The following is a 22663-nucleotide window of genomic DNA, read 5'->3' as shown; positions in this document are numbered from 1 at the left end:
AGCAAAAAAATTTATATCAGGTAATATGATCTGATCATCTTAAACCTCGGTAAATCTTAATGGTTTTTTAGTTTTTATTCGTTTTTATTTGATAAAAATAGAAAAATTAATCAATATCATCCCAAAAATCAAAATAATTAAACCATTGAAGCGGATATTTTTTCACCATGGTTTCAAGATTTTGAACATAAGAATTTAAAAGGCCTTGTGAATCCCGGTTTTTGATATTCTGGGCTACTCTTGCATACAGATGGTAATGAAGATTGTTTTCTTTCATTACATAAACATATACTACGGGAACACCCAGCCTTGAGGCAATCAAAAAAGGGCCGGCCGGAAATTTTGCACTTTTCCCGAGCAGTTCTGCTTCCAGATATTTGGAGCCTTCAAAATAGCGGTCTCCGGTAAAACAGATCAGCTCATTATCTGACAAAGCTTTGTTAATTTCAAAGATATGCGACATATCTTCTTTTACGTAGATAAACTTGATATTACTTTTTTTTACGGCAACGCTTTCCAGATATTCCTTAATTACGGTAACTTCCTGATCTGTAGTCACCAGATTGATCTGGCAATCGAAGTCGATATCTGCAAAAAAGTGCTCTGCAATTTCAAAATTACCGATATGAGCGCTAATCAGTACGCCTCCTTTTTTAGCGGCTAAAAGATTTCTGAGGTTTTCAATACCGTCAAATTCATAGGTGTATTTTTCTCTAAGTCCGGCAGAAATAGCGGTTTTATCGATCAGAACTTTTCCGAAGGTAAAGTAGCTTTTAAATATGGAGGCTTTGGATTTCCAGTATCCATAGTTCAGTCTTTTCTGAAAATAATACAGAATATATTGGTTGCTTTTCTTCTGAAACAGCGAGTAATACGCTGCTACAAAATACAATACCCCATATGAACTTTTGATTCCGATATTTCTAATACACCAGACGAATATTCTGTATCCGAGTACTGTTCCTTTAGATTTACCTTTCCACTTGTTCATATCTACAGTTTAATATAACAGAGAACCAATGTAATAGTACCATTTTAGAAGTGTCCGCTAGCGAATCACTGTGGTAGTATTACATTGGCTCATTTTATAGAATAAAGATTTACTCAATAACTAAGCGTTTTTTTCAGCAATCTTGTTTTCAATCGTTGTATAGAAATCATCAAATGTTACCATTTTTTTGAAATCTGCTTCTCCTAATTTCACGCCGAAATTAGATTCGATCACGACTACCATGTCGATATAATCCAGGCTGTCTAAGCCCAGTGTATTTTTAAGGTTGGCATCATTACTGATTTCGTCTCCGTCTACCTCGAATTCGTTGACAAGAAAATCATTAACGATAGCAACAATTTTTTCCCTTTCCATGTTTTTAATCAAATTTTTTAACTATTAGTGCAGAATTGGTTCCCCCAAACCCAAAAGAATTCGACAAAAATACATCAATTTTTTGATTTTTTGTTTTTGCCACTAAATTTATCTTTTGTGCTTCATTATCAGGGTTTTCCAGGTTGATATTGGGAGCTACAAAATCGTTCTGCATCATCAGAATTGAGTAGATAACTTCACTTGCGCCTGCCATCCAGCACTCATGTCCGGTCATAGATTTGGTAGAACTTACCGGAACTTCACTACCGAAGATCTCATAGATGGCTTTTGCCTCATTGGCATCACCAATAGGGGTAGAAGTTGCATGAGCATTGATATAATCGATATCTGAAGCTTTTAATCCTGATTGTTTTAATGCCCTGTCCATTGCCAAAGCTGGTCCATCCACGTTGGGTGTTGAAATATGACCTCCGTTCGAAGAGAAACCATAGCCGATAATTTCTGCAATAATCGGAGCACCTCTTCTTTGAGCAGATTCAAGACTTTCCACAATAAGGCTGGCAGCACCGCCACTAGGAATTAATCCGTCTCTTTCCGCATCGAAAGGTCTGGAAGCTTTTGTGGGTTCATCTTCTCTGGCGGAGAATACTCCCAATCCGTCAAAGCTTGCCATAGAATATTTATTGGTTTCCTGAGCTCCTCCACAGATAATCATGTCCTGAAAACCATTCTTGATCATCATATAAGCCAGTCCCAAAGAATGGGAACCGCTTGCACATGCTGCACTGATGGTAAGATTGATTCCTTTCAGTTTAAAGATGGTGGAAAGGTTCATTGTTACTGTAGAGTTCATTGATTTGAAGATCGCTCCTGAACCCATCAATGTTGTATCTTTTTTTTCTCTGGCAATATCAATAGATTCTACAACAGCCTGAGAAACGCTGTCATTTCCGTATAAGATTCCTACTTCATGAGAATCCAGAAATTCTTCATCCAGATTTGCCTGCTTCAATGCATCCATGGTCGCCAGATAAGCATATTCGCTTTCTTCTCCCATACTGACACGCTGGCGTCTGTTTAAAAGGTTTTTCAGATCAGGTTTTGGAACAACTCCCGTAAGACCAGACCTGAAACCAAATTCTTTTCTATCCGGATCTAAAACAATACCGGATTTTCCTTGATATAGGGATTCCCTGACCTCTTCTAAAGATGTCCCGATGCAGGAATAAATTCCCATTCCGGTAATTACAACCCTATTTTCCATGTTATGAATAAATTCCTCCGTTAATATTAATCACTTCTCCTGTAATGTAAGAAGATTTTTTAGATGCTAAGAATGCGACAAGATCTGCCACTTCTTCTGCTTCACCGAATCTGTTGGCTGGAATCATTGCTTTCAGTTCATCTTCATTAAATTCCTGAGTCATATCGGTTCTGATAAAACCAGGAGCTACTGCATTTACGGTAACATTTCTTTTGGCAACTTCCTGAGCAAGAGCTTTTGTAGCGCCTACCAATGCCCCTTTTGCTGCAGAATAATTCGTTTGACCAGCAGTTCCTTTTACTCCGGATACAGAAACCATATTGATGATTCTTCCGTATTTGTTACGAAGCAGTTTTTGGATAAAGAAATTGGTCACATTGAAAAATCCGTCAAGACTTGTATTGATCACATTATTCCAGTCTTCTTTCTGCATCCACATAAAAAGACCATCTCTTGTGATTCCGGCATTATTGACGATCACTTCTACCACGGCGTCAGGATTTTTCTCCTGCCATTCCGTTAAAACAGCCTGTGTTTCTTCAGTATTTCCTACATCAAATTTAAGAATTTCTCCTGTAGACCCAAGTTCTTGTACTTTAGCCAGAGTTTCTTTTGCTGCCGTTTCGTTTGAAGCGTAGTTGATTAAGATATGATAGTTTTTCTCTTCAGCCAGTTTTATACAGATTGCTCTCCCGATTCCTCTGGAGCCTCCTGTTACAATTGCACATTTCATGCGTTAGTGTTTATATCGTTTTTAGTTTTTTTAAGTTGATGCATCTTTCTTTAAAAGACAATTCACCACCGTTAATAGTTACATTCCTTTCAGATACTTCTTTACTTCCTCCAGATACGGATACATAACCATATCATCTGAGAAAGCAGGAATTATTTTTCTGATTTCATCATATAGCTCTTTTGTAGAGGATGAAACTTTATCCTGGAATCCAAGATATTCAACAGCCTGAATAATCGTAATGGCTTCAATGGCCAATACTTCGAAAGCATTTTCAATCACTTTTCTGCAGATCACCGCAGCATTGGTTCCCATACTAACGATATCCTGATTATCATTATTATTTGGAATACTGTGAACATACATTGAATTCGACAACATCTGGCTTTCTGCCGTAGTAGAAGTTGCCGTAAACTGTACGCCCTGCATCCCGAAATTGAAACCTAATTTACCTAAATTTACAAAAGGAGGCAAAATTTCATTGATTTTGGCATTCAGAAGGTAGTTCAGCTGTCTTTCGGCAAGCATCGTCAGTTTGGTAACTACAATTTTAAGTTTGTCCATTTCCAGAGAGATATAATCTCCGTGGAAGTTTCCTCCATGATAAACATGCTGGTCTTCAACATTGATAATGGGATTATCATTGGCTGAATTGATCTCATTTTCAAGAACTTTCTCTGTATATTCCAACGTATCCAATACCGGACCTAAAATCTGAGGCACACATCTTAAGGAATAATATTCCTGAACTTTTTCCTTGAATACTTTTTCCTGTTCTTCGAAGTGAGTGTAAAGATGATCTTCTCTTTTTCTGATCAGCTTACTATCCGCCAGGTGAGCACGCATTCTTTCTGCCACTTTCTGCTGGCCGTAGTGTTTTTTCGTCCCGTTCAGCGCTTCGGATAAATGATCGTCATAAGCCTGTACAATTTCGTTAATCGCACAAGAAAGTCTAAGGGAAATATCTGTAAGCTGATTCGCTTTATAAGCATTTACAATACCTATTCCTGACATTACAGAAGTTCCATTCATCAAAGCAAGACCTTCACGAATTTCTACCTGTATTGGTTGTAATCCTTCAATTTTGAAAATCTCTTTTGTGGATTTTCTTTCCCCTTTATAAAATACTTCTCCTTCTCCAATCAGTACCAAGGCTAAGTGAGCCAGCTGAACAAGGTCTCCGCTTGCTCCTACTCCTCCATGTTCAAATATCAATGGGGTAATATCTCTGTTGATCAGCTCCTGAAGAAGATAAATAACAGATTGGTGTACTCCTGAATTTCCTAATGATAAGGTATTCAACCTTGCCAGCATACAGGCTTTTACTTCTTCGGCAGGTAAAGGATTTCCAATTCCTGAAGAATGGCTTCTGATAAGGTTATATTGAAGCTGGTGTGTATCTTCATCGCTGATTTTAAACTGAGCCATAGGCCCAAAACCGGTGTTCACACCATATATTACTTTATTTTTTGAAAATTCTTTTAAAAACTGAAAACTTTTATCCACTCTCGATAAAAGTGATTCATCCAGTTCTATTTTTTCATTCTCAATGATAATTTTTTGAAAGTCTTTCAGTTCTAAAAAGTTATTTATTTTCATCAATTAAAAGTAATAGTTGATAATTTTGTAAAATATTAATTATTTGTCACTAATTTTGCGGCAAAGATAAAAGTTATTATTAAAATAAAAAATCAAAGATGAGCAAAGAATTTGTTGACGTTCTTGTAATCGGAGCTGGACCTTCCGGATGCGTGTCTTCTTCGTACTTAAAGAAGAATAACGTCAACGTAAAAGTAGTCGAAAAGACAAAATTCCCCAGATTGGTAGTGGGTGAAAGCTTAATTCCAAGGGTAATGGACCACTTTGATGAGGCCGGACTTTTCCCTGCATTAGACAAAATGGGCTTTGAAAAAAAGTTGGGAGCCCGTTTTCTTCGTGGTGAAGAAGTCTGCATTTTTGATTTTAGCAACAAATTCGGGGAAGGCTGGGACTGGACCTGGCAGGTTCCGAGAGCTGATTTTGATAATACTCTTGCTCAGGAAGTTATTAACAAAGGAATTGATCTTGAATTTGAAACCGAAGTTATTGACATAAAATTTGACGGAACAGATTCTGTAACTACGGTAAAAAATAAGGAGGGAGAAACGAAAGAAATCCATGCTAAGTTTGTCATTGATTCCAGCGGCTACGGAAGAGTACTGCCTCGTCTGCTAGACCTTGAAAAACCTTCAAAATTATCTCCTCACTCTGCCATTTTCTCTCATGTAGATGATATTAACAGAGAACCGGGAGAGGAAGGTACTTTAATTTCTTTTGACATTATTGAAACCGAAGTATGGCTTTGGGTCATTCCTTTTTCTAACGGAAATACCAGTGTAGGAATTGTAGGACCTACTGAATATATTGATCAATTATCTGAAAACGGAGATCCTGCTGAAGCTTTGAAAAAGGCAATTTCTCTTTCTGATTATTATGTAAAACGTTTTGGAGAGGTAGATTTCCTTTTTGAACCCAAACATCTTAAAGATTATTCCTGCTCGGTTAAAAGTTTATTCGGAGACGGATTTGCGTTAACGGGAAATGCTTCAGAATTCCTTGATCCTGTTTTCTCTTCAGGAATGGCTTTTGCCACAGAATCCGGAATGCTGGCAGCAAAACTGGCTCTAAGACAATTAAACGGAGAAAAAATTGACTGGCAGACGGAATATTCGGATTATATTTTATACGGAGTGGAGGTTTTCACCACCTATGTAAAAGAATGGTATACCGGAAATCTTCAGGAACTCTTCTTCCATCAACCGGAAAATGCGGATGTCAAGAAAAAGATTTGTGCTGTTTTAGCAGGGTATGTGTGGAATAAAGACAATCCTTTTGTGAGAAAGCACGATACAGTTATTAAAAATCTTGCGAACCTGATCAAATTAGAAAAACAGGAGCAGCAAAGTCAACAATAAAGAAACGGTCTGAAATTTCAGACCGTTTTTTGTTTTATTTTAAAGACTTTTTAATTTCTCTTCCTAAATACCTTCCGGCAGAATCATAGGCTGAGGCTATTCTTCCGTACTCCATTACAAATTCTTTATTTTGCACAAATTTATCAAACTTATTAAGTTCTACTTCAGCTAAAACAACAGAAGGATTATCTGTTTCCACCAGTTTTATTTTACCTGATATTTCAGCAGTCATTGCAGTAATTCCGGCATGCCAGCCCGGAAATATCCAATTTGTTTCCAAGCGCAGGGTATATTTTGCAACAGCATCTTTTTTAAATGAAATATTTTTATAGGTCTTATTCAAACCCTTTGCAAAATAGTCCACATAATATTCCTTTTTGTATTTTCCCCATTCTTCAATCCATTGTTTCCATGCCTCTTCTCCTCTTTTAGGATTGTCCAGAACTTGTTTTTTCCTGTTTTCAAGATATTGAGTTTCTGTAATATTTTCTTTCATAAATAGTACATTCTCAAACTTAACCTCAACGTTTACTTCAGTCTGATCTTTCAAAACACCCAAACTTCCGGCAACTAATTTCATTTTTTCCTGTCCGAAAGCAGTGGTCATTATAGCTACAAAGACCAGCAATAATAGTTTTTTCATAGTGTATTAGCTTTTTACTTTAAGAGCCCAAAGATATTATAAAAGACAATCTCTATCGACTCTTTATTTTTTAATTTTATCTTAAATCAATAAAAGTAATGGGTTTTCTGCTGTTTGGATTAAAAACTGTTTTAGAGAGGATATCAAATTCTATTATTTCAATTTTCGGACTTACTCTTAATTTTGCACGGAAATGGTCTCTTACTTCATTCACAAACCCTTCGTGTTCCGCTTCAGTACTTAATTTGATGATAATTTCGTCAAGCCCGATTTCGTTGGCCTGAATAACGATCTGGTAGCATAAGATATTGTTGAAATCATTCAAAATATCATTCATGGCTGGGGGATACAGTGTTGTTCCCTTATATTTGATCATCTGTTGTTTCCTTCCTACTACAGGTCCTAACCTCATCGTATTTCTTCCACATTGACAGGGTTCATCATGTGCTTTTACAAGATCTCCGGTTTTAAACCTTAGCAAAGGGATTGCTTCCACTCCCAAAGTAGTAATGGTGAGTTCTCCGCTTTCTCCTTCTTTCACAGGATTTCCGTCGTCATCCAGAATTTCTGTAATGATAAGCTCAGGATGGTGATGGCCTCCGATCTGATATTCACATTCTGTAAAGGCAGTACTCATTTCGGTAGAAGCATAGGTGGAAAAGAGTTTGATATTCCACTTTTCTTTGATTTTCTGTGAAAGAATATTATCTGTAAAATCCTGATTTTTGATACTTTCTCCGATACATACCGCACCATAAACCCTGGAATTTTTATAATCCAATCCGTGTTTTTCGGCATAGTCAATCATTTTCAACAGAAAAGAAGGAACGGTAATCAAATATTTGGGTTTGTATCTGAAAATAGAATCCCATTGCAGTTCAGGAATTCCGGGTCCCATTCTCACCACACTCGCACCCATTTTTCTTAAGCCCAGAAAATAAGCAAGTCCCGCCATAAATCGCTTGTCTATAGTGGTAATCATCTGAACAACATCTCCTTTCTGAATCCCGGCACAGGCAAAAGATATTGCTTCATTGTACGCCAGTCTTTCAAGATCACTGTCAGACAATCCGAAAGTCACCGGATCTCCCAATGTTCCGGAAGTAGTACTGTAATCCACAATTTTATCCGGTGTTATGCAGAAAAAATCATGGTTATACTGCTGAAGATCATTCTTTGTAGTGGTAGGAATCTTCTGAAGATCTTCCAAAGTACGAATGTCTGCAATATGGATATTATTTTCTTTGAACAGTTTCTGGTAAAAAGGAGAATGCGCTTCAAGATAAGCCAAAAGCTCATGAAGTTTTTCTTCCTGAAATAGTTTGATTTCCTGAATATCTGCTTTCTCAATTGACGGATGAAATTCCAATGATTTTAATTTTTAAAAGGCAAATTTATTTAATTAAAATTAAAAGATTTAAGTATTAAAAGATTATTTATCTCTGAAAGGTAAAGGTTTGTATGTTTGTATTTCCGGCGGTATTCGATGTGGTTACCTTTAAAGTATGAGAACCTGATCCTTTGGGGCACTTTTCGTCAAATGTGTAAACAAAATTATCTTTTACACGGGCAAAACGAAGCCATTTACCATCCAGTTCTGCACGGAATGAAACAATATCTCCTGTTTTCGTTGTTCCTTTGAGCAATAAAGAACCGCTATTCACCAATCCTCCTTCTGCCCAGCCGGATGAAACGGATGGAGAACTATTGTCTATCAATAATTTCGCTGTACCCAATCTGTTGAATTTCCCTTCTGCCCAATCACCATTCCATTTTACTTTGACGACATCTTTGTCACTTCCATAATCAAGGACAATAACGGCTTTATCTTTTTCTGAATTGGTTAATTTCCTATTAGGCTTTATTTTTAAAGTATATTCATCGTGAACCGGAATATAGGAACTGTGTAAAACAATATTGTTCGAAGCTGCATTGGGATCTGCCTCCGCCTTTTCATAGGCATTGAAATTGACCGCATCATAGACCGCATTTTTGCTGAAACTAATCTCTGTATTTTCAGTGGCAATAGTTTTTCCTTCGTTAGGTGTTACCGTTTTCCCTGTGGAAGGCACTTTGTCTGAGGTTTTGTTTAACTGAACTTTTGTTGTTAACCGGCTTGTATTTCCTTTTGTATCTTTCAGTACCATTTCAATATTGTGAACTTCCTCATCCTGAAGATTGATAACTCCTGTCAAATTCGGAATGCTGTAATTCTGAAGTTTCATTCCGGGTAAATCAGCAAGATGCTGAATTCCCATTTTATCTCTGATGAATTTAGTATAATCTATACAGCCATTGATATAACGGGTATCATCATAGTGGATTTTATCAATTTTAAAACTGTAAATCAGCTTACCATCCATTAGCAATTCAGCCTGATAAATTCCAAGATTAAATCCTTTGTTGGCTTTATCTACGGCTTTCACTCCAAAACTTATTAAGGGTGAGTTTACACGGATTACATCCGCACTATAGCCACTTCCAGTTTTTTTCACTGCAATTGCGTTAGCTCCGGGTTCATAAGTACTGAAACGTCGGTCATACCAATACAATCCACTGATAATTGGGGCTATATTATCAGGGATAGCAAATCCAAAAAGTAACGGATTAAGACACTCTTCTGTTTTGGTATCTCTTATTTCAAAATGCAGATGCGGACCTGCGGATCCTCCGGTATTACCACTCAAGGCAATTTGCTGCCCTTTCTCCACAGGAAACTGCCCAGGTTGAAACGTTATGTCCTGCTCCCACTTTTCATCTTTATATTGCTTTTCTTTTACATATTCATCGAGCGTGTTGAAGTATTTGTTCAGGTGGGCATACACCGTAGTATATCCATTGGGATGGGTAATGTATATGGCGTTTCCAAACCCATACCGCTCCACTTTGATTCTGCTCACATAACCTTCTGCTGCGGCAAGAACCGGTAAATTCTCCTGGCTGTTGGTTCTCAGATCCAGTCCCATATGAAAGTGATTCGTACGGATTGCTCCGAAGTTAGCTGCCAGCTGCATGGAAATATTGAGTGGATTCCGGAAATAATTCTGTGGATAATTATTTTGAGCCTGTACAATGCCTGTGTTGATAAAACAAACAAAAAGCATCAAGTGATAAAAGATTTTCATACAGCATTTGGATTTATAGGTCTACTTAAATGTACAAAATTCCGGCCAATAAGCGCTTGTTACTCCAGCCAATTTTGCGAATCAATTTTGTTTTTTACCCCTATTTCCCCTGCTGAGTGAAACGCCTTTGCGAACAATTTTAACCCATTCATAAGATCTTTGTGAACTTTGTGCAATCATTAGGTTTTGGCTAAAGCCGTTGGATTTGTTTTTATTATTTAAGCGGGCTAAAGCCCGCTCCTATTGAGTAAATTGCATTAAATTTTATATAAAAAACACCCAGAAAAATTCACTTATTCACTATTCACCATTCACTTTTCTCCAATTTCTTTATTATATTTCTGAAATTGAACTTTTTAATAGAAGATATCAAAATAAAACATATATTATAAACCGACAAATTTTAGTAAATTTGCAGACTTAATTAATCAACGATATTGAGATATTTACAATGAGCCAATTTAAAGAATACAAAAACCTCAACCTTATTGACGTAGCAGAGAATGTAGCGGAATTTTGGAAACAAAATAAAACTTTCAATAAGAGTGTTGAGATTCGTCAGGGAAATCCTGAGTTTGTTTTTTATGAAGGTCCGCCTTCAGCAAACGGTATGCCTGGAATTCACCACGTAATGGCAAGAGCATTGAAAGATATTTTCTGCCGTTACCAGACTCAAAACGGAAAGCAGGTTTTCCGTAAGGCAGGATGGGATACGCATGGTCTTCCTGTGGAACTGGGTGTAGAAAAAGAGTTAGGAATCACTAAAGAAGATATTGGCAAAAAAATCTCTATTGAAGACTATAACAAAGCTTGCCGTGAAGCAGTAATGCGTTATACAGACGTTTGGAACAACCTTACCGAAAAAATCGGATATTGGGTAGATCTTGATGATCCGTACATCACGTACAAGTCAAAATATATGGAAACCGTTTGGTGGTTATTGAAACAATTGTATAGCAAAGACTTGTTGTACAAAGGGTACACCATCCAGCCTTACTCTCCAAAAGCAGGAACAGGACTTTCTTCTCACGAGCTGAATCAGCCCGGAACCTATCGTGATGTTTCAGATACAACGGTTGTGGCTCAGTTTAAAGTAAAGAAAGACTCTTCAGCATTGTTCAATGATGTTGACGGAGATGTTCATATCCTTGCATGGACGACGACTCCATGGACGCTGCCATCCAATACCGCTCTTACTGTAGGTAGAGATATTGAATATGTTGTAGTTAAAACTTTCAACCAATATACATTTGAACCTGTAACTGTTGTTTTATCAAGAGTTCTTTTACCTAAAGTTTTCGGTAAAAAATATACAGAAGGTACAGATGAGGATTTTGCTAACTATACTCCGGAAACTAAGGTAATTCCTTTCAGAGTTTTAAAAGAATTCACAGGGGAAAAACTTGTTGACACAAGATATGAGCAATTAGTTCCTTGGTTTACACCAAACGATAATCCTGAGAATGCGTTCAGAGTAATTTTAGGAGATTTCGTAACAACAGAAGACGGTACAGGTGTAGTTCATACAGCGCCTACTTTCGGTGCGGATGATGCTAGAGTTGCTAAAATGGCTCAGCCTGAGATTCCGCCAATGTTGGTAAAAGATGAAAATGACAACCTTGTACCATTGGTAGATTTACAGGGTAGATTCATCAACGGAGAAAATGTTCCTGAGGTATTCTCCGGAACCTATATCAAAAATGAATATTACGATGAAGGAACTGCTCCTGAGAAATCATGGGATGTAGAACTTGCGATCCTGTTGAAAACAGAGAACAAGGCCTTCAAAGTAGAAAAATATGTCCACTCATATCCACACTGCTGGAGAACAGATAAACCGGTATTGTATTATCCTTTGGATTCCTGGTTTGTGAAAATGACAGCTGTAAAAGACAGACTGGTTAATTTAAACAAAGAAATCAACTGGAAGCCGAAAGCTACCGGAGAAGGACGTTTTGCCAACTGGCTGGAGAATGTAAACGACTGGAACCTTTCCCGTTCTAGATATTGGGGAATTCCGTTGCCAATCTGGAGAACAGACGATCTGAAAGAAGAAAAGATCATCGGTTCTGTAGAAGAGCTATACAACGAAATCGAGAAATCCATTGCTGCAGGACTGATGACTGAAAACCCATTCAAAGGTTTCATCATCGGAAATATGTCTGAGTCTAACTATGAGCTTGTAGATCTTCACAAAAACGTAGTAGACAAAGTAGTATTGGTTTCTGATTCAGGAAAAGCAATGAGACGTGAAAGTGACCTGATTGATGTTTGGTTCGATTCAGGTTCTATGCCTTATGCACAGTTGCATTATCCTTTTGAAAACAAAGAATTAATAGATAACAATAAAGCATTCCCTGCTGATTTCATTGCAGAAGGTGTTGACCAGACCCGTGGATGGTTCTATACGCTTCACGCCATCGGAACTGCGGTGTTTGATTCTGTTGCTTATAAAAATGTAATGAGTAATGGTCTTGTTCTGGATAAGAACGGACAGAAGATGTCAAAACGTTTAGGAAATGCTGTAGATCCGTTCGAAACACTTTCTGTATACGGACCGGATGCTACCCGTTGGTATATGATCTCCAATGCAAACCCATGGGAAAACCTGAAGTTTGACATTGAAGGAATTGACGAAGTAAGAAGAAAGTTCTTCGGAACACTTTACAATACTTATTCATTCTTTACACTGTATGCAAACGTTGATGGATTCAACTATTCGGAAAAAGAAGTGGAAAACCGTCCTGAAATTGACAGATGGATCCTTTCTGAGCTGAACCTTTTAATCAAAGAAGTAAAAGCATTCTATGAAGACTATGAGCCAACAAGAGTGGCAAGAGCGATCAGTAACTTTGTGAATGACAACCTGAGTAACTGGTATGTAAGATTGTGCAGAAGACGTTTCTGGAAAGGAGATTATTCTGATGACAAGATCTCTGCTTACCAGACTTTATATACCTGTCTTGAAGTAGTTGCTAAACTATCTGCTCCTATTGCTCCGTTCTTTATGGATCAGTTATACCAGGATTTAAATAAAGTAACCGGAAAAGAAAACTGTGAATCTGTACACCTTACAGACTTCCCGGTAGCTGATGAAAGCTTAATCGATCAGGATCTGGTGGAGAAAACACACTTAGCTCAGAACATTACAAGTATGGTATTCTCTCTGAGAAAGAAAGAAAATGTAAAAGTTCGTCAGCCGTTACAAAAAGTATTGGTTCCTGTACTGGATTCTAAAACAGAAGAACAGATTCTTGCTGTGGCAGATCTTATCAAACAGGAAGTAAACGTGAAAGAATTACAGTTAATCAATGCTGAAGAAGCCTCTCACTTAATTGTAAAACAGATAAAGCCCAACTTCAAAGCGCTTGGTCCTAAATTAGGAAAAGATATGAAGGTGGTAGGTGCCGAAATTGCCAATCTTACTACAGAACAGATTGCCAGTCTTGAAAAAGAAGGAAAAATAGATGTTCAGGGATATGAAATTACTCTTAACGATGTGGAAATTTCTACAAAAGATATCCCGGGATGGACTGTTACTTCCGATGGTAAAACAACTGTGGCATTAGATTTGACGTTAACCGATGAATTAAAATCTGAAGGGATCGCAAGAGAGTTTATTAACAGAATTCAAAACCTGCGAAAAGATAAAGACTTTGAACTGACAGACAGAATTTCAATCACACTAGAAGAAAGTACTCCTTTCCTAAGTGATATTAAGAAAAATGAGGAATATATTTCTTCTGAAGTCTTGTCAAATAAAATAGAAATTGTATCTTCACTTTCAAATTTTAACGAAATCGAAATAGATGAGGTTAATTTTAAGATAAATGTTGAAAAAAATTAACATGTAGTTATTATATTTCAAATTCCATTTCATAATTTTATTAAAAAAGAGAAAGAATATGTCAGACGAAAGAGTTAGATACAGCGATGCTGATTTACAGGAATTTAAAGCGATTATTAAAGAAAAAATAGAAAAAGCAGAAAAAGATCTTCAGCTTATCAGAGAAAGTTTCATCAATGACCAGAATAACGGAACTGATGATACCTCTCCTACCTTCAAAGCTTTTGAAGAAGGAGCAGAAACGCTGAGCAAAGAGCAAAACTCTATTTTAGCAGGAAGACAGGAAAAATTCGTGCGTGACCTTAAAAATGCTTTGATCAGAATCGAAAATAAAACGTATGGTGTGTGTAGAGTAACAGGAAAACTGATTCCTAAGGAAAGACTTTTAGCCGTTCCTCATGCTACACTGAGTATCGAAGCGAAAAACATGCAAAAATAACCGTAAGGTTTGTAAAAAAATAATATTGGGTTTATATCGTATTCACGGATACTTTATAAACCTAATTTTTAATGTATACCCATGAGCGAATTATTAATTTTGGGATTTGTTATCGCCTTAGTATTACTGTTTTTCAATAGAGAATGGATCAAAAACAGATTCTTTCCTGAACAGCAGAAAAACTATACGATTGATGATCAATTCAATTCTAATAAACGTGAAAGGGAGAAAGAGATCGACAGACTTTTGAGTAAGATGGGCAAAAACGGAGTCAATGATCTGTCTGAAAAAGATAGAAAAAGACTTGATGAATTGTCCAAAATGTAAAAATTAAATAATAAGAAATGGAATCTATTATAGTACATCCAAAAAATGCAATGGAACTTAGTGCACTGAAAGGTGTTCTTAAAGAAATGAACATTAGATTTGAAAAAGCTCATGTTAAAAGTTCATATAACGGACAGAAAGTAGTCAAGAAAGCAAGCGACAATAAAAATGTAAAGCCGGCTGCAAAGCCTTCAAAACCTAAAGGGCAATAATGAAAAAGATCTTAGCGATAACATTTTTGGTGTTATTAATTGACCAGGCTTCGAAAATTTATATTAAAACCCATTTTAATCTGGATGACAGCATTACTGTTCTGCCAGGTTTTAAGCTAACCTTTGTGGAAAACCCGGGAATGGCTTATGGATTTCACTTCGGAGGTATCATCGGAAAGTATTTTCTGGTGATCCTAAGAATCTTCCTGATCGGGGGAATGGTCTATATGTTTAAAAAATGGTTAAAGGAAGGAGCTTCCAATTATCTCTTGATTCCAATGGCTATCATCTTTGCAGGTGCCATCGGAAATCTTATTGATGGAATGTTCTATGGAATGATCTTCGACAGCGGAACCGTATACGACCCTAGCATAGACCGATGGATCGGCTATGGCGGTATTTCTAAATTTGCTCCTTTCGGACACGGATATTCTACTTTTATGAAAGGATGTGTGGTAGATATGCTTCACTTCCCATTGGTAGACTGGAATGTTCCTGAAAGCTGGCCCTTAATAGGAGGAAAACACCTTGAGTTTTTCAAATATATTTTCAATGTTGCAGATTCTGCCATTACTGTAGGAGCAGCATTCTTACTCATATTCAGAAAGAAAGCTTTCCCGAACGGTCTGGAGTTTTAAACGATATATTTCGGATGAAAAAAATAATCAAAAATATTTTTAAAATTTTCCTGCTTCTTTTCGTTGCAGGAATTATTTTTATTGCCTGGGCGAATTACAGCATCAAAAAAGACAGCGAACCATTTGTTTCTTATAACATCACTGATGTACCGGAAGCAAAAGCCGCACTCTTATTAGGAACAGGAAAGCTTTTGAGCAACGGAACTCCAAATGCTTATTTCTATAACAGAATTAAGGCTGCAAGCGATTTATATAAAAGCGGAAAAATACAGTACATTATCGTTAGTGGAGACAACAGCACCAAAGATTATAATGAACCTGAAGATATGCAGCTGGCATTAATGCAGAGTGGAGTTCCAAAGGATAAAATCATTCTGGATCACGCCGGATTCAGAACACTGGATTCTGTGGTAAGAGCAAAAGATATTTTCAGCCAGACGAAACTGGTTATTATCTCTCAGAAATTCCACAATGAAAGAGCCGTTTTCCTCGCCAGAAAAAATGGAATGGAAGCCTTTGGATATAATGCTGCTGATGTGAATAAATATGCAGGCTTAAAAACCAATTTGAGAGAGTATTTTGCGAAAGCTAAGGCCTATTGGGATCTTCTTTTTGGAGTGGAACCGAAGTTTGGAGGAGAGAAGATTGTGATTCCTTAATATTTCCCACAGATTTCACGGATTTTCACGGATGATGCGTAAAGACATATAGATTATTGAAGGTTGATAGGTTTTGGCTAAAGCCAATGGATGGATGTTGAATTTTAAGCTGGCTGGGCTAAAGCCCACCCCTATTGAATTTTAATAACAACATCTTTTATCTTTTATCTTTTATCTTTTATCTTTTATCTTTTATCTTTTATCTTTTATCTTTTATCTTTCTTTATTCCGTCAAACCTCGTAAATTTGCTATTCATTAATTTTTAAATATAAATTTTAAACAAATGTCAAGAATTCTTACCGGCATTCAAGCCACCGGAACACCCCATCTTGGAAATTTATTAGGGGCCATTATTCCTGCTATTGAACTATCCAAGCAGGAAGGAAATGAATCATTTTTATTTATTGCGAATCTTCATACGCTTACACAGATTAAAGATGCGCAGACTTTAAGACAAAACACCTACGAGATTGCTGCGGCTTGGCTTGCTTGTGGATTAGATACTGAAAAAACATATTTCTACAGACAAAGTGATATCGCTGAAACCTGTGAACTTTCTTGGCATTTATCATGTTTTTTTCCTTATCAAAGATTAACATTAGCTCATTCATTTAAGGATAAGGCAGATAGATTGCAGGATGTAAATGCAGGTTTGTTTACTTACCCAATTTTGATGGCTGCAGATATTTTACTGTATGATGCAGAGATTGTTCCTGTAGGAAAAGATCAGCTTCAGCATTTGGAAATTGCAAGAGATGTAGCGTCCAGATTTAACAACCAAATGGGTGAAGTTCTTGTTTTACCACAGGCGGAACTTCAGCAGGACACTAAATATGTTCCGGGAACTGATGGGCGTAAAATGTCTAAATCCATGGGAAATATTATCAATATTTTCTTACCTGAAAAAGAGCTGAAAAAACAGGTGATGAGTATTGAGTCGGATTCTAAATCACTGGAGGAGCCTAAAGATCCTGCAACGGATAAAACCTTCCAGATCTATGAATTGATTGCAACGCCTGAGCAAACTGAGGAATTAAGAACAAAGTATCTTGCCGGAAACTTCGGATACGGACATGCTAAAAAAGAGTTGCTGGATCTTATCCTGGTACGCTTTGCCAAAGAAAGAGAAACGTTTGCTTATTATATGAGCAATCTTGATGAATTGGAAGCAAAATTACAGCAAGGTGCGGAGAAAACCAGACCTATTGCTCTGGAAACTCTTAAAAGAGTAAGAACAAGCTTAGGATTTTAATTCTGAGTTACCAACATAAGAAAGCCTTTCAAACGAAAGGCTTTTTCTATTTATTGAAGCTATTATTATTCTTTGTAAGGATAAAGTAATGCATCTGATCCCCGAATTCATAAGTAATATCCCAACCCGGATATTGTTTGATAATGGTTTTGATGATGGACAGCCCCAGTCCGGTAGAGGTATGATCTGATCCCTGCTTATAGAACCGGTTAAAAATTCTGGATTTATCCAAAGGGATGGATGCTCCGCTGTTTTGGAATGTTATCCTGTTATTTTCAATGATAATATTTAAAGTTCCTTCTTCATTATTATATTTAATGGCATTCTTAAGAAGGTTTGACAACAGAATATCCGCAAGATCCTGATTAAAGTCTGCAATAAATTTTCCTTTCTCAATAATATTGACTTCTACTTTTTTAAATGCAATAAAGTCTTCATAATTCTGAACGAGCTGGGTAACCATTCCGTTAAAATCAACATCTGAAGTTCTATTAAACTGGCTGTTTTCAATTTTGGAAAGCATTAATAAAGATTTATTCAACCCTACCATTCTTCTCAGATCATTTTTAACTTCGGTAAGAAAGGTCATACTCTTTTTATCAAGATCATCATTCTGAATCAAAAGGTCAATTTTATTAATCACAATAGCCAAAGGTGTCTGAAGTTCATGGGAAGCGTTTTCAATAAACTGTTTCTGCTGATAAAAAACAAGTTCATTACGCTCAATCATTTCATTGATTTCCACATTTAATTCTTCAAACTCTGTGATCTTGTAATTCTGTTTTTCCTGGGAAAAAGGAATTCCGAACTGATATTTCTTAAGCTTCTCCAGAATCTGGTAAAAAGGTCTCATAGCTTTATTAAGCAGATAACCATTAACAGCCACAATGCTGATAACCAAAAGGATGTAAAGCACAATCAATGCTGTTGTAAGATCATATATCAACTCATCTTCTTCTACCGTTGAAGTTCTTATGACAAGCCGTCTATGATCTTTGAACTGATCGATAAAGTCTGCTTCCAACACTCTGTAAGGCTGGTCTTTATCATCATATTCCATGTAGTACATCTTGTTGTACAGCCTGCTTTTGTTTTGATACTCTTCGGCTTTAATCGGATTGATTTTAAACTCATTAAAACCAAACTCCTTATTCTTCAACAACTCAGGGTTAAGATACACCGCTTTAATAATCTGAATCTTTCTATCCCTCAACCCGTCATCCACATTATCATGCACTTCATCCAGAATATAGGCATAAAATAACCCTGCCCATACTGCGATAATCAACAGCAGGATCATGATCAGATATTTTATGGTGTAATATTTTAATGAGGTTTTCATCAGATAAATTTATATCCTATTCCATACACAGCCTGGAAATCAGCTTCTGCATGGAGGGTTTTTAATTTTTTACGAAGATTTTTAATCTGGGAATAAATAAAATCCAGACTGTCTGCCTGATCGATATAATCTCCCCAGATTGCTTCAGCCAACGTTGTTTTCTGTAAGGTTTTTTCCGGATGGATGACAAAATAATACAAAAGGTCATATTCTTTACGGTTAAGGACAAGCTCCTCATCACCCACTTTCACCGTTCTGTGCTCCGGATTAATAGTTATATTTTTATAGCGGATAATATTCTCACCATCCTGATTTTTTCTTCTGATCACAGATTTGATTCTCGCCATCAGCTCTGCAAGGTGGAAAGGCTTGGCCAGATAATCATCAGCCCCTATTTCTAGTCCGGTCACTTTATCATCTACAGAATCTTTGGCTGAAAGAATGATTACCGGATCTTTCTTGTGCATTTTTTTGATCTCTTTAAGAAGATCTATACCGTTTCCGTCAGGCAGCATAATATCCAGCAAAATACAGTCGTATTCATACGAAATAATTTTCTCCAGTCCACTGCTGTAATTTTCCGCATATTCTACAATGAAATGTTCTGCTTCCAGAAACTTCTGTATTGTATCTTTCAGTGCGGGCTCATCTTCTACAATTAAAATCTTCATATTTCCGGATCTATATGCTTTGCTGTATGATTAACTTCTATCAAATATAAGAAATTAAAAGCGGGAAGAATGAAAGCAGGAAGCGGGAAGTTTTTTACACTGCCATCACTTCCCTCTTCCTTCCTCCAGCTTCCTTACTTAACAAATCGCCCGTCTGCATCAAACACAAGACACAAGCCATTCATCAGATGAATTTTATAAGCGTTATATTTTCTTTCAATAGATTCAATGATGCTGCAAGGATAATTTCTTGTCATAAATGAAACTATATTTTTTCTAATCTGGGCAGAAGAAATCGTTCTTCCGTTGCTGTTTATTAAATTCCAGTTGACCATACTCTTAAAATTTAGGGTTTAGTTGTACTTATGAATTAGTCATCAATTCTTTTAAAATTCCCGTTTCTGTCGAATTCAAGCTCCAATCCGTTGGAAAGTTCTGCCTTGTAAGACCATCTTTTCTTTTCCATCTTAATGATGTAAGTATTAGGGAAATTCTTACTGCTGTAATTTCTGATTGATGCAGGGATGAAACCATACGGAACCTTCTGGTGTTTGCCATCTACTTCTTTCCAGTTTCCACTGCTGTCGAACTCTATTTTCATTCCATTGGTCAGATATACTTTGTATTCGTCTACTCCATAGATCTCTCTGTCTTCTAATGCTGAGTTTACAGGAATTCCTTTAAAATGGGAAGCTAGAAAGTTTTTAGCCGTTTTCGGTAACTGATTCGCAGTGATTGCTCTATCCTGAGCAGAAACCCAACCTCCAATTAATAAAAATATGATCATTAATACTCCGGTCATTTTCTTTACATTTTTCATACTATTAAATTTTTCTGTTGTTATTATGCTGCAAAGTTCATCATCAAATTGGGAAAGAATTGGGAAAACAGATTTCAATAAAAAAATAACTCCCTTAAAGTTTAATGCATTCACAGATCATCTCTCCAGAATTCACTGAAAACAGAAAAGCCATTAAGATCAACTTAATGGCTTTTTTATAGATGGTAAAATCTTACACTTTATAAATATTCTTTAATCTGCTGAAGATGGGTAATGGCTTTTAATCCTTCTTTCTGCTTATCTTCTTTATAGACATCGAAAAAGATGGCATCCATTCCAAAATCAGTTGCTCCAAGGGCATCAGCAATCCAGTCGTCCCCGATCAGAATACTTTCTTCTTTTCTGGCTTCAGAAAGTCCCAGAGAGTATTCAAAAATCCTTGGATTAGGTTTTCTTACTCCCACAGCATCGGCACTGGTAATTGTTTTAAAATAGGGAGCGATTCCTGATAGGGTACATTTTCTTTCTGTCACCTCCTGAAATCCGTTGGAAATAATGTGTAATGTATAATTCTTAGCTTTCAGATATTCCAAAACATCTTCTGCTCCTTCTACCAGTTCATTATGACTCACAATATTATCAAGGAAGTTTTCTTCAAAATAAAGGGCAAGCTCTTTATTATCTATTCCAAAATGTTTAAATGAATCATAAAAACGGTGTTCTCTCAAGTACTCTTTGCCAATAATCCCGTCTCTGATCTTTTCCCACAATTCTTCGTTGATATCGTGATAAACAGAATGAAACTCCTCAAAGTCAATATGATACTTCGAAGTTATTTCCTGTTTTTCAAAAAGGTCTTTGATGGTAAGGTAGGCATTTCTGCGGTGATCCCAGAGTGTATTATCCAGGTCAAAAAAAACATGCTGCATTTTCATACAGCACAAAGTTAATAATTTTAATTTTTTGTAATAGGATAATTTTTGCTCTTGCTTTTCACAATTTCAAGGCTTTTAGAAAAATTCAGCAAAAAATCAATTGTTTGTTTCTTAGGTTTCAAAGTTTTCACTTTTAAGGAGTCATTTTTTTTCATAAGCGAAGTATGTTTTCCTTAAAACGTGAAATTTCACTAAATATTATCTATCTGGTTAATATTATATTGTTTTCATCCATGATTTTTCTCAGGTTGATGAGTGCATATCTTACTCTGCCCAAAGTTGTATTAATACTCATCTCAGTATGGTCTGCAATTTCTTTGAAACTCAAGCCGTCAAAAAATCTCAGTTTGATCACCTCCTGCTGGTTTTGTGGTAAAAACTGTAACATCCTTAGAAGATCTTCCTGAATCTGATTGGTTACCAGCTGATCTTCAATGTTTTCCGAAGGCTCTCTGATCAAATCAAAAATAGAATATTCATCCGTTTCAAAAGTAGTTTCTGAAACTTTGATATTCTTGGCTTTAGACCTGAAATGATCGATGATTAAATTGTGGGAAATTCTTTTTGCCCAAAGAATAAATTTACCTTCTTCGTTATAGCGTCCTTCTTTCAGCATCACAATAATCTTCATGAAAGTATCCTGAAAGATATCGTTAGCCAAATCTTCATCATTAATTTTGTAAAAAATGAATGTAAAAAGTTCTCTCTGATGTCGGTGAATAAGGGTTGATAATGCGCCCTCGTCTCCTTTCTGGTAAAGGGAAATTAGTAAACTATCCGATTTTGATTTCATAACTCTTCTCAATATAAATATTTGCAGACAGGTATTCCTCCAGATATTCATCTGGCCTTTGCTGTATAAACAAAACAGTTCTAGAGTAGAGTCTCTTCTATAGGCAGGTACAATTATTATGATGTAAATATAATAATTTTTTAATAACTGTTAACCTATTATTAAATTTTATAGAGAAAAATCTAAAAAAAATCATTTAAACATGTCATGAATCAATACTGTAGGGATATTTAATGAAAAATTAACATTTAACCCTTTCATCTCTTTCCCATTCAATCGGGTATCTCCGATGGGAAAAGCATAGCCTCCTGTAAGGTCCAGCATGCCAAACAGGGTAACTCCTATTTTAGGGGCAATATATTTATTCGTTCCTTCCACTCCGGCTAAAAAGTAATAAGAGTGGTAGAAATCTACATTTTTCTGAAAATTAAGAAGTACATCAGCCTGCAGTTTCGGCATAATAGCAAATTTTGAATCTACAGATCCCATCATTGCAGATCCTCCCAATCTGTAAATCACATCATCATTTTTAAGGAAGAGCAATTTACCCCCTACTTCACCAAAACTCTGGTTCTGGTAAGTATATCCCACACTGATCATTTTGTGCATAGTATATTGAGCTTTTACCAATGTACTCAGCAAAAACAGGGACAGGGCAGCAACTACAGTTCGAAAATTCATCATCTTTCTATATTATTAAGGTGTAAAATTAAAAAAAAC

22 protein-coding genes and 1 pseudogene are annotated in these 22663 nt (G+C 36.4%); 8 read left to right on the top strand and 15 right to left on the bottom strand.

All coding sequences use genetic code 11. From position 1 onward, the window contains the following. Positions 1–106: 106 nt before the first annotated feature. From JOE44_RS18840 to JOE44_RS18820, 5 genes are all read right to left on the bottom strand, one after another. The gene (locus JOE44_RS18840; RefSeq protein WP_209786769.1) at positions 107–991 is read right to left on the bottom strand and encodes a lipid A biosynthesis acyltransferase; all 885 of its coding nucleotides are present in this window, start codon (positions 989–991) and stop codon (positions 107–109) included. Between the two features lie 120 nt (positions 992–1111). Beyond that, complete coding sequence (locus JOE44_RS18835) at positions 1112–1366, bottom strand: phosphopantetheine-binding protein (RefSeq protein ID WP_047377388.1); 255 nt, start codon at positions 1364–1366, stop codon at positions 1112–1114. Positions 1367–1370: 4 nt separating this feature from the next. Then, positions 1371–2591, bottom strand: a complete 1221-nt coding sequence (locus JOE44_RS18830) for a beta-ketoacyl-[acyl-carrier-protein] synthase family protein (protein WP_105684175.1) — start codon at positions 2589–2591, stop codon at positions 1371–1373. A 1-nt stretch (position 2592) separates the two neighbouring features. After that, a complete protein-coding gene (gene fabG, locus JOE44_RS18825; protein WP_105684174.1) occupies positions 2593–3324 on the bottom strand; it encodes a 3-oxoacyl-ACP reductase FabG in 732 nt (243 codons plus the stop codon). Between the two features lie 78 nt (positions 3325–3402). Continuing rightward, positions 3403–4923: an aromatic amino acid ammonia-lyase gene (locus JOE44_RS18820; RefSeq protein ID WP_209786768.1), complete on the bottom strand. Its 1521-nt coding sequence runs from the start codon at positions 4921–4923 to the stop codon at positions 3403–3405. Positions 4924–5021: 98 nt separating this feature from the next. Here JOE44_RS18820 and JOE44_RS18815 point away from each other — a divergent pair, with 98 nt between their 5' ends. After that, entirely contained in the window at positions 5022–6278 is a 1257-nt protein-coding gene (locus JOE44_RS18815; protein WP_209786767.1) for an NAD(P)/FAD-dependent oxidoreductase, read from the top strand. Positions 6279–6312: 34 nt separating this feature from the next. Here JOE44_RS18815 and JOE44_RS18810 read toward each other — a convergent pair whose 3' ends face one another. From JOE44_RS18810 to JOE44_RS18800, 3 genes are all read right to left on the bottom strand, one after another. Further along, a complete protein-coding gene (locus JOE44_RS18810) occupies positions 6313–6921 on the bottom strand; it encodes a hypothetical protein (protein ID WP_209786766.1) in 609 nt (202 codons plus the stop codon). 76 nt (positions 6922–6997) lie between these two features. Further along, positions 6998–8290, bottom strand: a complete 1293-nt coding sequence (locus JOE44_RS18805) for an AMP-binding protein (protein WP_209786765.1) — start codon at positions 8288–8290, stop codon at positions 6998–7000. Positions 8291–8357: 67 nt separating this feature from the next. Next, complete coding sequence (locus JOE44_RS18800) at positions 8358–10046, bottom strand: M23 family metallopeptidase (protein ID WP_209786764.1); 1689 nt, start codon at positions 10044–10046, stop codon at positions 8358–8360. A 451-nt stretch (positions 10047–10497) separates the two neighbouring features. Here JOE44_RS18800 and ileS point away from each other — a divergent pair, with 451 nt between their 5' ends. From ileS to trpS, 7 genes are all read left to right on the top strand, one after another. Then, the gene (gene ileS, locus JOE44_RS18795) at positions 10498–13893 is read left to right on the top strand and encodes an isoleucine--tRNA ligase (protein WP_209786763.1); all 3396 of its coding nucleotides are present in this window, start codon (positions 10498–10500) and stop codon (positions 13891–13893) included. A 58-nt stretch (positions 13894–13951) separates the two neighbouring features. After that, the gene (locus JOE44_RS18790; RefSeq protein ID WP_002983772.1) at positions 13952–14332 is read left to right on the top strand and encodes a TraR/DksA C4-type zinc finger protein; all 381 of its coding nucleotides are present in this window, start codon (positions 13952–13954) and stop codon (positions 14330–14332) included. 81 nt (positions 14333–14413) lie between these two features. Then, positions 14414–14659, top strand: a complete 246-nt coding sequence (locus JOE44_RS18785) for a DUF6576 domain-containing protein (protein WP_209786762.1) — start codon at positions 14414–14416, stop codon at positions 14657–14659. Between the two features lie 17 nt (positions 14660–14676). After that, complete coding sequence (locus JOE44_RS18780; protein ID WP_209786761.1) at positions 14677–14871, top strand: DUF2683 family protein; 195 nt, start codon at positions 14677–14679, stop codon at positions 14869–14871. Then, positions 14871–15509, top strand: coding sequence for a lipoprotein signal peptidase (locus JOE44_RS18775; RefSeq protein WP_209786760.1), 639 nt, complete (start codon positions 14871–14873; stop codon positions 15507–15509). Before JOE44_RS18780 ends, JOE44_RS18775 begins: the two co-directional genes overlap by 1 nt. A gap of 14 nt (positions 15510–15523) precedes the next feature. Beyond that, positions 15524–16168, top strand: a complete 645-nt coding sequence (locus JOE44_RS18770; RefSeq protein ID WP_209786759.1) for an ElyC/SanA/YdcF family protein — start codon at positions 15524–15526, stop codon at positions 16166–16168. A 284-nt stretch (positions 16169–16452) separates the two neighbouring features. Next, a complete protein-coding gene (gene trpS, locus JOE44_RS18765) occupies positions 16453–17421 on the top strand; it encodes a tryptophan--tRNA ligase (RefSeq protein WP_209786758.1) in 969 nt (322 codons plus the stop codon). A gap of 46 nt (positions 17422–17467) precedes the next feature. Here trpS and JOE44_RS18760 read toward each other — a convergent pair whose 3' ends face one another. From JOE44_RS18760 to JOE44_RS18730, 7 genes and pseudogenes are all read right to left on the bottom strand, one after another. After that, the gene (locus tag JOE44_RS18760) at positions 17468–18763 is read right to left on the bottom strand and encodes a HAMP domain-containing sensor histidine kinase (RefSeq protein ID WP_209786757.1); all 1296 of its coding nucleotides are present in this window, start codon (positions 18761–18763) and stop codon (positions 17468–17470) included. Further along, positions 18763–19434 (bottom strand): response regulator transcription factor, encoded by a 672-nt coding sequence (locus JOE44_RS18755; protein WP_209786756.1) that lies wholly within the window; start codon positions 19432–19434, stop codon positions 18763–18765. Before JOE44_RS18755 ends, JOE44_RS18760 begins: the two co-directional genes overlap by 1 nt. Before the next feature lie 134 nt (positions 19435–19568). After that, positions 19569–19772 (bottom strand): annotated as a pseudogene (locus tag JOE44_RS18750) (PepSY-like domain-containing protein); the annotation flags it as partial. A 32-nt stretch (positions 19773–19804) separates the two neighbouring features. After that, the gene (locus JOE44_RS18745; protein ID WP_209786754.1) at positions 19805–20254 is read right to left on the bottom strand and encodes a PepSY-like domain-containing protein; all 450 of its coding nucleotides are present in this window, start codon (positions 20252–20254) and stop codon (positions 19805–19807) included. A 200-nt stretch (positions 20255–20454) separates the two neighbouring features. Next, positions 20455–21150 (bottom strand): YjjG family noncanonical pyrimidine nucleotidase, encoded by a 696-nt coding sequence (locus tag JOE44_RS18740; RefSeq protein ID WP_105684158.1) that lies wholly within the window; start codon positions 21148–21150, stop codon positions 20455–20457. Between the two features lie 202 nt (positions 21151–21352). Next, positions 21353–21943: a sigma-70 family RNA polymerase sigma factor gene (locus tag JOE44_RS18735; RefSeq protein ID WP_105684157.1), complete on the bottom strand. Its 591-nt coding sequence runs from the start codon at positions 21941–21943 to the stop codon at positions 21353–21355. A gap of 192 nt (positions 21944–22135) precedes the next feature. Next, positions 22136–22627 carry a hypothetical protein gene (locus tag JOE44_RS18730; protein WP_209786753.1) on the bottom strand — a complete coding sequence of 164 codons (492 nt, stop codon included), beginning with the start codon at positions 22625–22627 and terminating at the stop codon, positions 22136–22138. Positions 22628–22663: the final 36 nt, after the last annotated feature.

Source organism: Chryseobacterium sp. PvR013 (genome assembly GCF_017833095.1).
GTDB classification, from domain to species: domain Bacteria; phylum Bacteroidota; class Bacteroidia; order Flavobacteriales; family Weeksellaceae; genus Chryseobacterium; species Chryseobacterium culicis_A.
This window is presented reverse-complemented; position numbering and strand designations above follow the sequence as displayed.

What these genes read in the sequence shown, in the direction of transcription:
- JOE44_RS18760 (WP_209786757.1), bottom strand. Translation starts at nt 18,763, where the DNA reads ATGAAAACCTCATTAAAATATTACACCATAAAATATCTGATCATGATC.
- JOE44_RS18810 (WP_209786766.1), bottom strand. Translation starts at nt 6,921, where the DNA reads ATGAAAAAACTATTATTGCTGGTCTTTGTAGCTATAATGACCACTGCT.
- fabG (WP_105684174.1), bottom strand. Translation starts at nt 3,324, where the DNA reads ATGAAATGTGCAATTGTAACAGGAGGCTCCAGAGGAATCGGGAGAGCA.
- JOE44_RS18775 (WP_209786760.1), top strand. Translation starts at nt 14,871, where the DNA reads ATGAAAAAGATCTTAGCGATAACATTTTTGGTGTTATTAATTGACCAG.
- JOE44_RS18820 (WP_209786768.1), bottom strand. Translation starts at nt 4,923, where the DNA reads ATGAAAATAAATAACTTTTTAGAACTGAAAGACTTTCAAAAAATTATC.
- ileS (WP_209786763.1), top strand. Translation starts at nt 10,498, where the DNA reads ATGAGCCAATTTAAAGAATACAAAAACCTCAACCTTATTGACGTAGCA.
- JOE44_RS18755 (WP_209786756.1), bottom strand. Translation starts at nt 19,434, where the DNA reads ATGAAGATTTTAATTGTAGAAGATGAGCCCGCACTGAAAGATACAATA.
- JOE44_RS18740 (WP_105684158.1), bottom strand. Translation starts at nt 21,150, where the DNA reads ATGAAAATGCAGCATGTTTTTTTTGACCTGGATAATACACTCTGGGAT.
- JOE44_RS18790 (WP_002983772.1), top strand. Translation starts at nt 13,952, where the DNA reads ATGTCAGACGAAAGAGTTAGATACAGCGATGCTGATTTACAGGAATTT.
- JOE44_RS18815 (WP_209786767.1), top strand. Translation starts at nt 5,022, where the DNA reads ATGAGCAAAGAATTTGTTGACGTTCTTGTAATCGGAGCTGGACCTTCC.
- JOE44_RS18735 (WP_105684157.1), bottom strand. Translation starts at nt 21,943, where the DNA reads ATGAAATCAAAATCGGATAGTTTACTAATTTCCCTTTACCAGAAAGGA.
- JOE44_RS18835 (WP_047377388.1), bottom strand. Translation starts at nt 1,366, where the DNA reads ATGGAAAGGGAAAAAATTGTTGCTATCGTTAATGATTTTCTTGTCAAC.
- JOE44_RS18730 (WP_209786753.1), bottom strand. Translation starts at nt 22,627, where the DNA reads ATGATGAATTTTCGAACTGTAGTTGCTGCCCTGTCCCTGTTTTTGCTG.
- JOE44_RS18780 (WP_209786761.1), top strand. Translation starts at nt 14,677, where the DNA reads ATGGAATCTATTATAGTACATCCAAAAAATGCAATGGAACTTAGTGCA.
- JOE44_RS18800 (WP_209786764.1), bottom strand. Translation starts at nt 10,046, where the DNA reads ATGAAAATCTTTTATCACTTGATGCTTTTTGTTTGTTTTATCAACACA.
- JOE44_RS18785 (WP_209786762.1), top strand. Translation starts at nt 14,414, where the DNA reads ATGAGCGAATTATTAATTTTGGGATTTGTTATCGCCTTAGTATTACTG.
- JOE44_RS18830 (WP_105684175.1), bottom strand. Translation starts at nt 2,591, where the DNA reads ATGGAAAATAGGGTTGTAATTACCGGAATGGGAATTTATTCCTGCATC.
- JOE44_RS18770 (WP_209786759.1), top strand. Translation starts at nt 15,524, where the DNA reads ATGAAAAAAATAATCAAAAATATTTTTAAAATTTTCCTGCTTCTTTTC.
- JOE44_RS18840 (WP_209786769.1), bottom strand. Translation starts at nt 991, where the DNA reads ATGAACAAGTGGAAAGGTAAATCTAAAGGAACAGTACTCGGATACAGA.
- trpS (WP_209786758.1), top strand. Translation starts at nt 16,453, where the DNA reads ATGTCAAGAATTCTTACCGGCATTCAAGCCACCGGAACACCCCATCTT.
- JOE44_RS18745 (WP_209786754.1), bottom strand. Translation starts at nt 20,254, where the DNA reads ATGAAAAATGTAAAGAAAATGACCGGAGTATTAATGATCATATTTTTA.